The 13,816-nt window shown below is 74.2% G+C and carries 11 protein-coding genes; 7 read left to right on the top strand and 4 right to left on the bottom strand.

Going from position 1 to position 13,816, the window contains the following annotated elements:
* Position 1 precedes the first annotated feature (1 nt).
* Both EIZ62_RS23655 and EIZ62_RS23650 read left to right on the top strand, forming a co-directional pair.
* Positions 2–676 carry a DUF305 domain-containing protein gene (locus EIZ62_RS23655; RefSeq protein WP_156694704.1) on the top strand — a complete coding sequence of 225 codons (675 nt, stop codon included), beginning with the start codon at positions 2–4 and terminating at the stop codon, positions 674–676.
* Between the two features lie 153 nt (positions 677–829).
* Positions 830–1,252: a CBS domain-containing protein gene (locus EIZ62_RS23650; RefSeq protein WP_156694703.1), complete on the top strand. Its 423-nt coding sequence runs from the start codon at positions 830–832 to the stop codon at positions 1,250–1,252.
* Between the two features lie 278 nt (positions 1,253–1,530).
* On the opposite strand, the gene EIZ62_RS23645 is transcribed toward EIZ62_RS23650, so the two are convergent.
* Positions 1,531–2,385 carry an alpha/beta fold hydrolase gene (locus EIZ62_RS23645; RefSeq protein WP_244376269.1) on the bottom strand — a complete coding sequence of 285 codons (855 nt, stop codon included), beginning with the start codon at positions 2,383–2,385 and terminating at the stop codon, positions 1,531–1,533.
* Between the two features lie 206 nt (positions 2,386–2,591).
* On the opposite strand from EIZ62_RS23645, the gene EIZ62_RS23640 reads away from it, so the two are divergent.
* Positions 2,592–4,349 (top strand): NAD+ synthase, encoded by a 1,758-nt coding sequence (locus EIZ62_RS23640; protein WP_208828020.1) that lies wholly within the window; start codon positions 2,592–2,594, stop codon positions 4,347–4,349.
* On the opposite strand, the gene EIZ62_RS23635 is transcribed toward EIZ62_RS23640, so the two are convergent.
* Together EIZ62_RS23635 and EIZ62_RS23630 are read right to left on the bottom strand one after the other, a co-directional pair.
* On the bottom strand, positions 4,318–5,550 hold the full coding sequence (locus EIZ62_RS23635) for an MFS transporter (RefSeq protein WP_156694701.1): 1,233 nt from the start codon (positions 5,548–5,550) through the stop codon (positions 4,318–4,320). The two genes, EIZ62_RS23640 and EIZ62_RS23635, sit on opposite strands and share 32 nt — an antisense overlap.
* Positions 5,551–5,667: 117 nt before the next feature.
* Entirely contained in the window at positions 5,668–6,693 is a 1,026-nt protein-coding gene (locus EIZ62_RS23630; RefSeq protein ID WP_156694700.1) for an endonuclease/exonuclease/phosphatase family protein, read from the bottom strand.
* 294 nt (positions 6,694–6,987) lie between these two features.
* Between EIZ62_RS23630 and panB the strand changes: the two genes are divergently transcribed.
* The 4 genes from panB (at position 6,988) to EIZ62_RS23610 (ending at position 10,308) form a co-directional block, all read left to right on the top strand.
* Positions 6,988–7,851, top strand: coding sequence for a 3-methyl-2-oxobutanoate hydroxymethyltransferase (gene panB / locus EIZ62_RS23625; protein WP_156694699.1), 864 nt, complete (start codon positions 6,988–6,990; stop codon positions 7,849–7,851).
* A 125-nt stretch (positions 7,852–7,976) separates the two neighbouring features.
* Entirely contained in the window at positions 7,977–8,342 is a 366-nt protein-coding gene (locus tag EIZ62_RS23620; RefSeq protein ID WP_156694698.1) for a cupin domain-containing protein, read from the top strand.
* A 125-nt stretch (positions 8,343–8,467) separates the two neighbouring features.
* Positions 8,468–9,466 (top strand): ATP-binding cassette domain-containing protein, encoded by a 999-nt coding sequence (locus tag EIZ62_RS23615; RefSeq protein ID WP_156694697.1) that lies wholly within the window; start codon positions 8,468–8,470, stop codon positions 9,464–9,466.
* Complete coding sequence (locus tag EIZ62_RS23610; protein ID WP_156694696.1) at positions 9,463–10,308, top strand: ABC transporter permease; 846 nt, start codon at positions 9,463–9,465, stop codon at positions 10,306–10,308. Before EIZ62_RS23615 ends, EIZ62_RS23610 begins: the two co-directional genes overlap by 4 nt.
* Before the next feature lie 3 nt (positions 10,309–10,311).
* Here EIZ62_RS23610 and EIZ62_RS23605 read toward each other — a convergent pair whose 3' ends face one another.
* On the bottom strand, positions 10,312–13,794 hold the full coding sequence (locus EIZ62_RS23605) for an AfsR/SARP family transcriptional regulator (protein ID WP_244375929.1): 3,483 nt from the start codon (positions 13,792–13,794) through the stop codon (positions 10,312–10,314).
* Positions 13,795–13,816 lie beyond the last annotated feature (22 nt).

Here is a 13,816-nt window from a genome sequence, read left to right as displayed (position 1 = left end):
GGTGACGCGTACGCAGTGGGCGGCGGTCACGGCCGTGGTGCTGGCGCTGCTCTTCGCCGGTGCGGCGACGGTCGTCGCGTCGGCGGGTCCGGAGCCCCGTGCCGAGACGGGTGCCGAGGCGGCGCCGGCGGTGGATTCGGCGGACGCCGGGTTCGCGCGGGACATGTCCGTCCACCACCAGCAGGCGGTGGAGATGTCGTTCATCGTGCGGGACCGCACGGAGGACGAGGAGGTGCGCCGGCTGGCGTACGACATCGCCAACACGCAGGCCAACCAGCGCGGCATGATGCTGGGCTGGCTGGACATGTGGGGCCTGCCGAAGGTCGTGGCGGGGGTCGAGCCGATGGCCTGGATGGGCATGCCCTCGCACGGCTCCTCGCACGGGTCGTCGCACGGGGCCGGGCACGGCTCCGGGCAGTCCGGCCCGCTGATGCCGGGCATGGCCACGGCGGCCCAGCTGGACGAGTTGCGGGCGGCGAGCGGCAAGCGGGCGGAGATCCTGTACCTGCGGCTGATGACCGAGCACCACAAGGGCGGGGTGCACATGGCGGAGGGCTGCGTGGACGCGTGCCGGCCCGGCGTCGAGCGGGACCTGGCCCAGGGCATGGTCGACGCCCAGCAGTCGGAGATCCTGCTGATGGCCGAGCTGCTGAAGAAGCGCGGCGCGAAGCCGTAGGCACGCCGGGTCGCGGCGGCCGCCCCGGTTCTCCCGGGGCGGCCGCCGTCCGGCGGCGCAGCGGTCGCGGGGTGGTGGGGGCGCGGCGAGAATGGGGAGCGCTCGGGGACCGACGTACGGCGCCATCTGGCGTTTCCGGAGGAAAAGAACCCCATGACCACCGCCAAGGACATCATGCACCCCGGAGCCGAGTGGCTCCCGGCCCACGAGACCCTCGACCGTGCCGCGCAGATGATGCGCGACCTCGACGTGGGCGCCCTGCCCATCGCCGACGAGAACGAGCGCCTCTGCGGCATCCTCACCGACCGCGACATCGTCGTCGGCTGCGTGGCCAGGGGCCACGACCCGGCCCGCATCACGGCGGGCGAGATGGCGAAGGGCACGCCGCGCTGGATCGACGCGAACGCGGACGCGGAGGAGGTGCTGCGCGAGATGAAGGAGCACCGCATCCGCCGGCTCCCCGTGATCGAGAACAAGCGCCTGGTCGGGATGATCAGCGAGGCCGACATCGCCCGCCACCTGTCGGACGCGCAGGTCGCCGGCTGGGCGGAGAAGGTCTACGAGCACCGCCGCTGACCCGCTGCCCCGCCACGCGGCCGTCCCGCTGCCCCGCCACGCGGCCGGTACGGCCGCCTCGCACGGCTCGCCGTGGGGCGTGACACCCGTCGTGTCACGCCCCACGCGCGCGTGCGGGCCGGCTGGCTGGCTGGCTGGCTGGCCACATCAGGTCCGCGGAGCCGCCGGGCCCCACGCGCGCCTCTCTCAGGCCCGCAGGGTCTCCACGCCCACGCGCGCGTGCCTCGGGCCGCTTGGCCCCTGCGCCCCGGGCCCACGCGTGCGTGCCGACCGCTGCGTCAAGTCCGCGTGGGCACCGGTGGCTTCTGCGTCAGGATCGCGGCGGCGAGGGCGTCGGGGCGGTCGAGCATCAGAAGGTGGCCCGTGTCGGGGACGGTCTCGAGGCGGGCGTGCAGGAGGTCGGCGAGGGTGCGCTGGCGGGCGGTCCAGCGGGGGGACGTGGGGGCGGCGAGCAGGGTGACGGGGACGCCCTGCGGGAGGGGGTGGCGTTCGCGCAGGGCGAGGAGTTCGGCGGCGACGGCCTGGTAGTGGGTGTTCTCCAGGAGGGCGCCGTCCAGCACGCGGGACGTGGCGTAGCAGCGGCGTACGAGCGCGGCGGGGGCCGGGTCGGGGGCGAGGCCGGGGCGGGAGAGGCGGACCACGGCGCGGCGGGTGAGCGGGCCGAGCGCGGCCGGTGCCCCGGCGGCGGACAGCGCGGCGGCGACGGCGCGGGCGAAGGCGGTGCGGATCGCGGGGGCGGCCGGTACGCGCGCGTGCTCCTCGACGGACGTGTCGACGAGGACGACGCCCGCGGTGCGGCCGGGGTGGAGGCGGGCGAACGCCTCGGCGTGGAACCCGGCGATGGAGTGCCCGACGACGGTCACGGGCCCGGCGGCGGTCACCGGCCCGGCGGCGGGGCCGCCCAGGGCGGCCAGCGCGTCGAGGAGGCCCGCGATCCGGTGCGCCTCACCGGCCGCGGAGGGCGCCACGGCGGGCGGGCCGCTCAGGCCGTGGCCGGGCCGGTCGAAGCGGACGACGGTGCGGTGCGGGGCCAGCAGCGGGACGAGCGGGTCCCAGTCGAACCAGCTCATGGCGAGCCCGGCGCTCAGGACGCAGACGGGGCCGCTGCCCTCGACCACCACGTGGTGGGGCACTCCCCCGACGCGTACGAAACCCTCCCACGCGGGCCTCTCGCGTACGGCCTCGGCGCGTACGGAACCCTGCCGGGCGGAACACCCTCTGGCCGAACCCACCCGAACTCCCCTCGCCACCGCGTCCCCCGGACCGACCGCCAGCCTCCCATGTGCGGCGGGCGGACACCGCCGGGGCATCGTGTCGCTCTGACGATTACACTGGCCGCGTGCCTCAACTACGCCTCGCCCTGAATCAGATCGACTCGACCGTCGGCGATCTTGCCGCGAACGCCGAGGCGGTCGTCCACTGGACCCGGCACTCCGCCGAGCAGGGAGCGCATCTCGTCGCGTTCCCCGAGATGGTGCTGACCGGTTACCCCGTCGAGGACCTGGCCCTGCGGTCGTCGTTCGTCGAGGCGTCCCGCAGCGCGCTGCGGGCGCTCGCCGCGCGGCTCGCCGCCGAGGGCTTCGGGGACGTCCCGGTCGTCGTCGGCTACCTGGACCGGTCCGAGAAGGCCAAGCCCCGGTACGGCCAGCCCGCCGGGTCCCCGCAGAACGCGGCCGCCGTCCTCCACGGCGGTGAGGTGGTGCTGTCGTTCGCCAAGCACCACCTGCCGAACTACGGCGTCTTCGACGAGTTCCGCTACTTCGTGCCCGGCGACACCATGCCCGTGGTGCGGGTGCGCGGTGTGGACGTGGCGCTCGCCATCTGCGAGGACCTGTGGCAGGACGGGGGCCGCGTCCCGGCCGCCCGCAGCGCGAACGCCGGGCTGCTGCTGTCGGTCAACGCCTCGCCGTACGAGCAGAACAAGGACGACGTCCGCCTGGAGCTGGTCCGCAAGCGGGCCCAGGAGGCGGGCTGCACCCTGGCGTACCTGGCGATGATCGGCGGCCAGGACGAGCTGGTCTTCGACGGCGACTCGATCGTCGTCGACAAGGACGGCGAGGTCGTCGCGCGGGCGCCGCAGTTCTCCGAGGGCAGCGTGATCCTGGACCTCGACCTGCCGGCGGCGGCCGCCGACGCCCCGACGGGCGTGGTGGACGACGGCCTGGTGATCGACCGGGTCGTGCTGTCCGAGGAGCCGGTGCCCGCCTACGAGCCGGAGCTCACGGGTGGGTACGCGGAGCGGCTGGACGACGACGAGGAGGTGTACTCCGCGCTGGTGGTGGGCCTGCGCGCGTACGCCGCGAAGAACGGTTTCCGCTCGGTGCTGATCGGCCTGTCGGGCGGCATCGACTCGGCGCTGGTCGCGGCGATCGCCTGTGACGCGCTGGGCGCGGGGAACGTGTACGGCGTGTCGATGCCGTCCAAGTACAGCTCGGACCACTCCCGGGGCGACGCGGCGGAGCTGGCCCGCCGTACGGGGCTGAACTACCGCACCGTGCCGATCGAGCCGATGTTCGACGCCTACATGGGCTCGCTCGGTCTGACGGGGCTGGCGGAGGAGAACCTCCAGTCGCGGCTGCGCGGCACGATGCTGATGGCGATCTCCAACCAGGAGGGCCACATCGTGCTGGCGCCCGGCAACAAGTCGGAGCTGGCCGTGGGCTATTCGACGCTGTACGGCGACTCGGTCGGCGCGTACGGGCCGATCAAGGACGTGTACAAGACGACGGTGTTCCGCCTGGCGCGGTGGCGCAACCGGGCGGCCGAGGAGCGCGGCCAGACCCCGCCGATCCCGGAGAACTCGATCTCCAAGCCGCCGAGCGCCGAGCTGCGCCCCGGCCAGGTCGACACGGACTCGCTGCCGGACTACGACGTGCTGGACCGGATCCTGGAGCTGTACGTCGACCGCGACCAGGGCAAGGACGCGATCGTCGCCGCCGGTTTCGACGAGGAGCTGGTGGCGCGGACGCTGCGGCTGGTGGACGCGGCGGAGTACAAGCGGCGCCAGTACCCGCCGGGCACCAAGACGTCGGCCAAGGGCTTCGGCAAGGACCGGCGCCTGCCGATCACGAACCGCTGGCGCGAGACGACGGGCTGACCTCCGCCCGCTCCCGGTCCTCACCGAGGGGGCTTCCCGCGACGACGCGGGAGGCCCCCTTCGGCGTGTCCAGGAGCCCGGCCGTGGCGGCGACCGCCAGGCCGACGACCGCGAGCACCGCGCCGACCAGCGCCGGGGAGGTCCAGCCCCAGCCGGCGGCGACGGCGGCCCCGCCGAGCCAGGCGCCGCCCGCGTTGGCGAGGTTGAACGCCGAGTGGTTGGAGGCGGACGCCAGGGTGGGCGCGTGCCGGGCCTTGTTCATGACGAGCATCTGGAGCGGGGTGGTGGTCATGAAGCCGACCGCGCCGAGCACGACGACCGTGACCAGGGCGGCCCACGGGACGTGCATGGTGAAGCGGAACGCGACCAGGACCAGCGCGAGCGCGCCGAGGGACCCGTACAGCGTGGGCCGCAGGGCACGGTCGGTGAGCGGGCCGGCGACGAGCGCGCCGAGGGTCATGCCGATGCCGAACAGGGCGAGGACGAGCGTGACGGACGACTGGCCGAAGCCCATGACCTCGGTGGTCATCGAGGCGAGGTAGGAGTAGACGGCGAAGACGCCCGCGAAGCCGAAGACGGCCGTCAGCAGCCCGAGCAGCACCTGCCGGTCGCCGAGCGCCCGCAGTTCGCGGCCGAGGCTCTGCCGGTCGTCGAGGGGGACGTGCGGCACCAGCCGGGCGAGCGCGGCGACAGCGACCAGGCCGATCGCCGTGACGACGAGGAAGGTGGCGCGCCAGCCGAGGTGCTGGCCGAGCAGGGTGGCGGCGGGGACGCCCACGATGTTGGCGACGGTCAGGCCGAGGAACATGGTGGCGACCGCGCGGGCCTGCCGCCCCTCGCGCACCAGGCGGGCGGCGACGACCGCGCCGACGCCGAAGAACGCGCCGTGCGGCAGGCCCGCGAGCACCCGGGCGGCGGCGAGGGTGCCGAAGCCGGGGGCGAGGGCGGAGGCGAGGTTGCCGACGGTGAACAGGGCCATCAGCAGCAGGAGCATCCGCTTGCGCGGGACGCGGGAGCCGAGCGCGGTGAGCAGCGGGGCGCCGAGCACCACGCCGATCGCGTACGCGGAGACGAGGTACCCGGCGGTGGGGACGGAGGTGTGCAGGTCGTCCGCGACGTTGGGCAGGAGGCCCATCATCACGAACTCGGTCGTGCCGATGCCGAAGGCGGCGATGGCCAGGGCGAGCAGCGCCAGGGGCATGGGGCGGGGCCTTCCGAGACGGGGGCATGCTTAAGTTCCCTTACGGAACAAATGCTCTCACGCCGAATGTTCCCCGCGGTGAACGGCGGATTGCCGGCACGCCACCCGAATCGAAGGTCAGAGCGTCACACGGGCCGCGATCGGCAGGTGGTCGCTGTCCGTCGCGGGCAGCGACCAGGACGCGACCGGCTCGACGCCCTTGACCATGATCTGGTCGATCCGCGCCATCGGGAACGCGGCGGGCCAGCTGAAGCCCATGCCGTCCCCGGCCGCGCCCTGCGTGGACCGCATCTGGGACGTGACCGCGTTGAGCGACCGGTCGTTCATCGTGCCGTTCAGGTCGCCGAGCAGGATCACCTTGCCGAGCCGCTCCCGGACGATCGCCTCGCCCAGCGCGTCGGCGCTGTCGTCGCGCTGGTTGGCGGTGAACCCGGCGTTCAGCTTGACCCGCACCGACGGCAGGTGGGCGACGTAGACGGCGACCTCGCCCTTGGGCGAGGTCACGGTGGCGCGCATCGCCCGCGTCCAGCCCATCCGGATGTCCACGGGGCGGCTGTTGCTCATGGGGTACTTGCTCCACAGGCCGACCGTGCCCTGGACGGAGTGGTACGGGTACGTGCCGGCGAGCGCCTGCTCGTACACCGGGACCATGCCCGGCTTCAGCTCCTCCAGCGCCACCACGTCCGCCCCGGAGCCGGCGACCTGGCGGGCGGTGCCCTCGGGATCGGGGTTGTCGGCGTTCACGTTGTGGGTGACGACCATGAGGTCACCGCCGGGGCCCGACTTGTCGGTGACGAGCCCGCCGAAGAAGTTGAGCCAGATCACACCCGGCAGCAGGGCGGCGATCAGCGCGGTGGCCGAGCGGCGCCACAGCGCGGCGGCCATGAGCACCGGGACGAACACGCCGAGCCACGGCAGGAACGTCTCTGTCAGGCTGCCGAGGTTGCCGACCTTGTTGGGAATCTGGGCGTGGAAGACCAACAGCAGGGCGAGCAGCACCGCGCCGGCGGCGAGCAGGGCGCCCCGCCGCCAGACACCGGGATCGTCGCGCCAGCGGTCGAGTACCGACCGGACCCGGGATCCGGTGCGCCGCTGGTCCCGCGCGCTGCCGTTCCCCGTCTCCGTCACGTCCACCCGCGCCATACCGCCCGTCCTCACTGCCTTGCTCGTCGTGCTGTGTCGTACGCCCCGCCCAGGCCTCGACCCTAGGGGATCGGGAGACGGGCGTACTGCCACGAGGACGACGGGGCGGCGCGGCGGGTTCCTGGGGTCGCGGGCGGAACGGCGGCTGTGACAGAACGCGCACAAAACCGGCTCCGGGGGCCGTCCGGGACGTGGCCGCCCGCCCACTTCCCCCCACACGGCACGAAGTGCCACCATGGATGTGGTCCGGGGACGCCGTGAGGGCGCCTCGAGATGACGAAGGAGCCGTTTCACATGACGCTTCAGGCTGCGCAGAAGCAGCCCGCCGACAGCAGCAAGGCGCTGTACGGCGGCAAAGGCACTCGCCGCATCTCCGTGCACGACATCGCCGCCGCCAAGGAGCGGGGCGAGAAGTGGCCCATGCTGACCGCCTACGACGCGATGACCGCGTCCGTGTTCGACGAGGCCGGCATCCCGGTGATGCTCGTCGGCGACTCGATGGGCAACTGCCACCTCGGTTACGAGACCACCGTCCCCGTCACCCTCGACGAGGTCGCCATCCTGTCGGCCGCCGTGGTGCGCGGCACCAGCCGCGCCCTGGTCGTGGGCGACCTGCCGTTCGGGTCGTACCAGGAGGGGCCGGTGCAGGCGCTGCGCTCCGCCACCCGGCTGGTCAAGGAGGCGGGCGTCGGCGCGGTCAAGCTGGAGGGCGGCGAGCGGTCGCTCCCGCAGACCGACATGCTGGTCCAGGCCGGCATCCCCGTGATGTCGCACCTCGGCCTGACCCCGCAGTCCGTCAACACCATGGGCTACCGGGTGCAGGGCCGCGGCGACGAGGCCGCCCACCGGCTGCTGCGCGACGCGAAGGCCGCGCAGGACGCGGGGGCGTTCGCGGTGGTCCTGGAGCTCGTACCGGCCGAGCTGGCCGCCGAGGTCACCCGGTCCCTGCACATCCCGACCATCGGCATCGGCGCCGGCCCCGAGACCGACGCGCAGGTCCTCGTCTGGACCGACATGGCGGGCCTGACCGGCGGCAAGGTGCCCCGCTTCACCAAGCAGTACGCCAACCTCCGGCAGACGCTGGGCGACGCGGCCCGGGCGTTCGCCGACGAGGTGGTCGGCGGAACGTTCCCGCAGGCGGAGCACACCTTCCACTAACCACTCCCGGTACGGACGACGGCCCGCCGACTTCCCCCATCGGCGGGCTGTCGGCCTGCCGGGCCCGGCGTAGCCTGGAAAGTGGACTCGGGGACCCCTTCGCACCCCGCCCGGAGGCGGTAGACATGCCCGGAATCGTGCACAAGAACTTCGACTCCGCCGACGAGGTCCGGCCCTTCGAGGACGGCAAGGGCAAGCTCGCCCTGGTCACCACGGACCGCGGCCCGGTCGGCCGGGCCGTCTTCGAGCCGGGCTGGCAGTGGTCCAAGCACGTCAAGCCCATCGCCGGCACCGACAGCTGCCAGGCGGCGCACGCCTGCTACGTCGTCGGCGGCCGCATGAAGATCGTCATGAACGACGGGACCGAGGACGAGGTGGGCCCCGGCGACTACTTCGCGGCCGAGCCCGGCCACGACGCCTGGGTCGTCGGCGACGAGCCGTGCGTCCTGGTCGACTGGGTGGGTTTTGGGGACTACGCGACCCGTTCGTAGGGACCCGCTTGTGCATTCGTATTGAGGTCGTGTCCGGCGCCGCGTGTCGGTGATGTGTCGGTGCTCCGTCGGTGCGCCCGATCCCCTGTCGGTGAGATGTCAGTGGCGGCTGCTCTGATGGGGGCATGAAGCGATCCGACACCAACGCCGTCGAGGTACGAGGCCTCGTCAAGCACTACGGCGCGACGAAGGCGCTGGACGGGGTGGACCTCGACGTGCGCGAGGGCACCGTCCTCGGGGTCCTCGGCCCCAACGGCGCCGGCAAGACCACGCTCGTCCGCTGCCTGTCCACGCTGATCGTGCCGGACGCCGGCACGGCCACCGTCGCCGGGTACGACGTCGTGCGCCAGCCGCGACAGCTGCGCCGCACCATCGGTCTGACCGGGCAGTACGCGTCGGTCGACGAGAAGCTGTCGGGCTGGGAGAACCTGTACATGATCGGGCGGCTGCTCGACCTGTCCCGCAAGGACGCCCGGCATCGCGCCGACGAGATGCTGGAGCGATTCTCGCTGACGGAAGCGGCGAAGCGCCCGGTCATGACGTACTCCGGCGGTATGCGGCGCCGGCTCGACCTGGCCGCGTCCATGATCGGCCGGCCGGCGGTCCTGTACCTGGACGAGCCGACGACGGGCCTGGACCCCCGCACCCGCAACGAGGTGTGGGACGAGGTCCAGCGGATGGTCGCCGAGGGGGTGACCGTCCTGCTCACCACCCAGTACATGGAGGAGGCCGAGCAGCTGGCCCACGAGCTGACGGTCATCGACCGCGGGCGGGTCATCGCCGGCGGCAAGGTCGACGAGCTCAAGGCCAAGGTCGGCGGCCGCACCCTCCAGGTCCGGCCCGTCGACCCGGGCCGGCTTCCCGCCATGGCGCAGGCGCTGGCCGACAGCGGCTTGGCCGGCATCGCGGGCGCCACCGCCGTCCCCGACGAGGGGATGCTGTACGTACCGATCCTCAGCGACGAGCAACTGACCGCGGTGGTCGGCCTGCTGGGGGCGCGCGGCTTCGGCATCGCGCACATCGGCACCCACCTGCCCAGCCTGGACGAGGTGTTCCTGGCCATCACCGGCGAGAAGACCGCGCAGCCGGCGACCGAGACGATCCCCGAGGAGGTCGCCGCATGAGCGCGGTGACGACGGCGCCCGGTGAGGGCCGCATCGACAGCATGGCGGCGAAGGCCACCGGCGAGGGCCGCATCGGCCTGCGGGCCAACGCCCGTCATATCAGCGCCCTGGTGCGCCGCAACGCCCTCCAGATCAAGCAGGACCCGGAGTCGATGTTCGACGCCGTCCTGATGCCCATCATCTTCATTCTGCTGTTCGTGTACGTCTTCGGCGGCGCCATCGCCGGCAAGGGCCGGCTGGAGGACTACGTCAACTACGTCACCCCGGGCCTGATGGCGATGATGGGCATCAACATCGCCATGGCCGTGGGGACCGGCGTCAACGACGACTCCAAGAAGGGGGTGATGGACCGCTTCCGGACGATGCCGATCGCCCGGTCGTCCGTGCTCATCGCCAAGATCGTCGTCGAGATCGGCCGGATGCTGGTCGCCACGACGATCCTCCTCGGCATGGGCTTCCTGCTCGGCCTGGAGATCAAGACCTCGGTCGTGGACCTGCTGGCGGCGGTCGGGCTGTCGGTGGTGTTCGGCGCCTCCCTGATGTGGATCTTCATCCTGCTGGGTCTCACCATGAAGACGGCACAGGCCGTCCAGGGGATCGCGATGCTGGTGCTGATGCCGCTGCAGTTCGGCTCCTCGATCTTCGCGCCGCCGACGACCATGCCGGACTGGCTGAAGACGTTCACCGACTACAACCCGCTGTCGAACCTCGCGGACGCCGCACGGAACCTGGTCAACGGCGGGCCGGTCGCCCACTCGGTGTGGATGACTCTGGGCTGGGCGGCGGCCATCACGGTCGTCACGGCACCGCTCGCGGTGGCACGGTTCCGCAAGCGGAGCTGAGGGTCACCGGTGTGACGACGCCCGGGCATCCAGGAGGGCGGCGGCCTCCTCGACCGTGAGGCCGCCGCCCTCGGCGTACGCGGCGTCGAACGCGGCGTCCCCCAGCACGGCACGGGCCGCCGCCCCGGCGGCCGCCAGGCTCTCCCGCTCCAGGGGGGTGCGGTGGTAGGCGTCCGGCAGCGCGGCGTCCTGCGCGCCCAGCAGCAGCGCCGCCGTGTGCGCCGCCGGGCCGCCCAGGCCGGCCAGCGCGCGGGCGGCGGTGACCAGGTGGATGGCGGGCATGTGCGGCGCGATCATCGTCGACAGCGGCTCCCGGGCGTGCGCGAGAGCCCGCACGGCCCCGTCCACGGCTTGGCGGTGGTCACCGTCGAGGATGTCGAGCCAGGCTCGGATGCCGAAGGTGAAGCCGAGGAAGAGGGACAGCGCCGCCGGGTGGAACTCCTCGGCGAGCAGGTCCAGTTGGGCCCGCGCCTCGCCGACGCGGCCGGTGCGGCCCAACCGCAGCGCCAGGAACAGCCGCGCGGCGGACACCGCCTCGTGCCCGGCGGCCCGGCCCTCGGCGAGAACGGCGCGCAGGATCCGCTCGCCCTCGGTGCCCCGGCCCGTCTCGTTGAGCGTCTCGGCGTAGCGGACGCGCAGCAGGGCCGTCTGGGCCTGCGCCCCGAGCCGTTCGGCGTGTTCCATGGCCGCCTGGAAGTCCTCGGCGGCCCCCTCGTACTCCCCGCGCCGCTCGCGGGCCTCGCCGCGCGCCGACAACGCCTCCGCCGTGCCCCACGAGTCCCCCAGCTCCCGGAAGATCTCCAGGCTCTCGTCGGCGTCACTCCCCGCGTCGCCCGCCCAGTCGGCGCGGTTGGCCAGCACATTGGCCCGCATCTGGAGGGCCATGCCCAGCTCCCACCGCATGCCGAAGGCACGGCACGTCTCGACGGTCGCGTCGAGCAGGTGGCGCAGCTCGTCGGCGTTCCCGGTGAGCAGGACGGCGAACCACCAGAGCGTCCCCGGCACGCGGCAGGTCTGCGGCAGGCCCGGGTGGTAGGCGCTCCTGATCCGGCGTGCCGCGTCCAGCCCCTCCGGTGTGGTCCACCGGGCCGTCTGGTGGTCCATGCCGGCCAGCTGCACCAGCCGCACCCCGCGGCGCGCCTCCTGGAGCTGCTCGTCGCTCATCGGCGGCGGGGTGTCGGTGCACCGGTCCACCAGCGGGGGCGCGGGGGCGACGGGCGGGGCGAAGGGGTCGGGGCCGAGCGCGGCGGCGGCCTCGGCCCAGTGCAGGGCGTCGGCGCGCAGGTCGCGCATGACCCAGTACCAGGCGAGGGACAGCACCAGGCACAGCGCCTCGTGCTCGTCGCGGGCGGCGACGGCGCGGCGCAGCGCGGTGCGGAGGTTCTCGTAGTCGCGCTCGAAGCGGGCGAGCGCGGCGGGCTGGCGCGGGCCGCGCAGCATGGGGTCGGTGGTGCGGGCCAGTTCGCGGTAGTGGACGAGGTGGCGGTGTTCGGCGGCGGCGCGGTCGCCGGCCTCGTCGAGGCGTTCGGCGGCGTACTCGGCGACGGTTTCGAGGAGCCGGTAGCGCATGTCGCCGCCGGCGGCGGGTTCGGCGACGACGAGCGACTTGTCGACGAGGGAGGCGAGCAGCTCCAGCACCTCGGGCGCGTCCGGGCCGCCGCAGACGGCCTCGGCGGCGTCCAGGTCGCAGCCGCCGGAGAACACCGACAGCCGTCGCAGGACGGCCCGCTCGGGCGCGTCCAGGAGGTCCCACGACCAGTCCACGACCGCGCGCAGGGTCTGCTGGCGCGGCAGGACGGTGCGGCTGCCGTTGGACAGCAGCCGGAACCGGTCGTCGAGCCGGCCGGCGATGCCGCGCGGGGCGAGCATGCGCAGGCGGGCGGCGGCCAGCTCGATGGCGAGCGGCAGGCCGTCGAGACGCCGGCAGATCTCGGCGCACGCGTCGGGGTCGTCGCCGACGTCGAACCCGGGCCGGGCCGCGGCGCCGCGCTCGGCGAACAGCCGCAGCGCCATCGGGTCGGGCAGCGGGTCGACGGGGCGCACGGTCTCGCCCGGTACGCCGAGGGGTTCCCGGCTGGTGGCGAGGACGGTGAGCCCGGGACACTGCTCCAGCAGCCGTTCGGCCAGCGCCGCGGCGGCGGCCACGACGTGCTCGCAGTTGTCGAGCAGGAGCAGCATGCGGCGCGGCGCGCAGTGCTCGGCGAGGCGTACGAGGGGGTCGTCGGCGTCGCCGTGCCGCTCGGCCACCCGCAGCCCCTCCGCGCCGGCGCCGCGCAGCACGGTCTGGCGGGCCCCGAGGGCGGTGAGCACGGCGTCGGGTACGGCGTCGGGGTCGTCGACCGGCGCGAGTTCGGCCAGCCACACGCCGTCGGGCCAGGCGCCGGCGCCCCGTTCGGCGGCCTCCTGCGACAGCCGCGTCTTGCCGGCGCCGCCGGGTCCCAGCAGCGTCACCAGCCGCGCCCGCTCGAGGTCGCCGAGGACGGCCCCGATGTCCTCCTCGCGCCCCACGAAACTCGTCAGCCGCGCCCGCAGGTTCCCCGCCCGGGCGCCCCTCCCGGCCGCCACCCCGCGTCCGGCTCCGGGGCGTTCGGCTTCCCCGCCCTCTGCTTCCCCGTCGCCCGGGGCCGCCCCGCCGGGGGTGCCGGGGGCGCCAGCCCCAGGGGTGCCAGCCCCAGGGTTGCCGTACCCGGAGGCGCCAGCCGTAGGGGCGCCAGCCCCAAGGGCGCCGGACGGGCCGGACTCGGCTGCCTCCGCCGGGTGGAGGAGTTCGGTGTGGAGGGCGCGGAGTTCGGCGCCCGGGGCGGTGCCGAGGCGGGCGGCCAGGTCCTGGCGTACCGCCTCGTACGCCGCCAGCGCCTCCGCGGGGCGGCCCACGGCGCGCAGGGCGCGGATGCGCAGCGCCTGGAGCGGCTCGTCGAGGGGGAACTCACCGCACAGGGCGGCGAGTTCGGGCAAGGTCTCCCCCGGCCGCCCGAGGGCGAGCAGGGCGGCGAGCCGTGCCCGGCGGGCCTCGCGGCGGCGGGCCTCCCAGCGGGGCGCCTCCGCCGTCCGGTCGGGCAGGTCGGCGAGGGCGGCGCCCCGGGACTCACCGCCCCGCCACAGGGCGAGCGCGGTGTCCAGCGCGGTCACCGCCCCGCCCGGGTCGCCCGCCTCCAGCGCGCGCACGCCCTCGGCCGCCAGCCGCTCGAAGCGGTGCAGGTCGACGTCGTCGGGCCCGGCGCCGAGCCGGTAACCGCCCGCCGCCGAGACCACCGCGTCCGGCCCGAGGGCCCGCCGCAGCCGGGCCACCAGGGCCTGGAGCGCGCCGGGGGCGTCGGCGGGCGGGGCACCGTTCCACACCTCGTCGATCAGCAGCCCGGCCGGCACGGTCCGCCCGGCCCGCAGCGCCAGTACCGTCAGCAGCGCGCGCAGCCGTGCGCCGCCGACCGGTACGGCGGAGCCGTCCGCGCGGTGGACCTGTGTGGGACCGAGTACGGAGATGCGCACCGCCCCATTGTCCTCGCCCCGG

Source organism: Streptomyces ficellus (assembly GCF_009739905.1).
Lineage (GTDB): Bacteria > Actinomycetota > Actinomycetes > Streptomycetales > Streptomycetaceae > Streptomyces > Streptomyces ficellus_A.
This window is presented reverse-complemented; position numbering and strand designations above follow the sequence as displayed.

Excerpts from the sequence above, each read along its gene's own strand:
- panB (WP_156694699.1), top strand. The coding sequence starts at position 6,988 with ATGACGCTTCAGGCTGCGCAGAAGCAGCCCGCCGACAGCAGCAAGGCG.
- EIZ62_RS23650 (WP_156694703.1), top strand. The coding sequence starts at position 830 with ATGACCACCGCCAAGGACATCATGCACCCCGGAGCCGAGTGGCTCCCG.
- EIZ62_RS23635 (WP_156694701.1), bottom strand. The coding sequence starts at position 5,550 with ATGCCCCTGGCGCTGCTCGCCCTGGCCATCGCCGCCTTCGGCATCGGC.
- EIZ62_RS23615 (WP_156694697.1), top strand. The coding sequence starts at position 8,468 with ATGAAGCGATCCGACACCAACGCCGTCGAGGTACGAGGCCTCGTCAAG.
- EIZ62_RS23620 (WP_156694698.1), top strand. The coding sequence starts at position 7,977 with ATGCCCGGAATCGTGCACAAGAACTTCGACTCCGCCGACGAGGTCCGG.
- EIZ62_RS23610 (WP_156694696.1), top strand. The coding sequence starts at position 9,463 with ATGAGCGCGGTGACGACGGCGCCCGGTGAGGGCCGCATCGACAGCATG.
- EIZ62_RS23630 (WP_156694700.1), bottom strand. The coding sequence starts at position 6,693 with ATGGCGCGGGTGGACGTGACGGAGACGGGGAACGGCAGCGCGCGGGAC.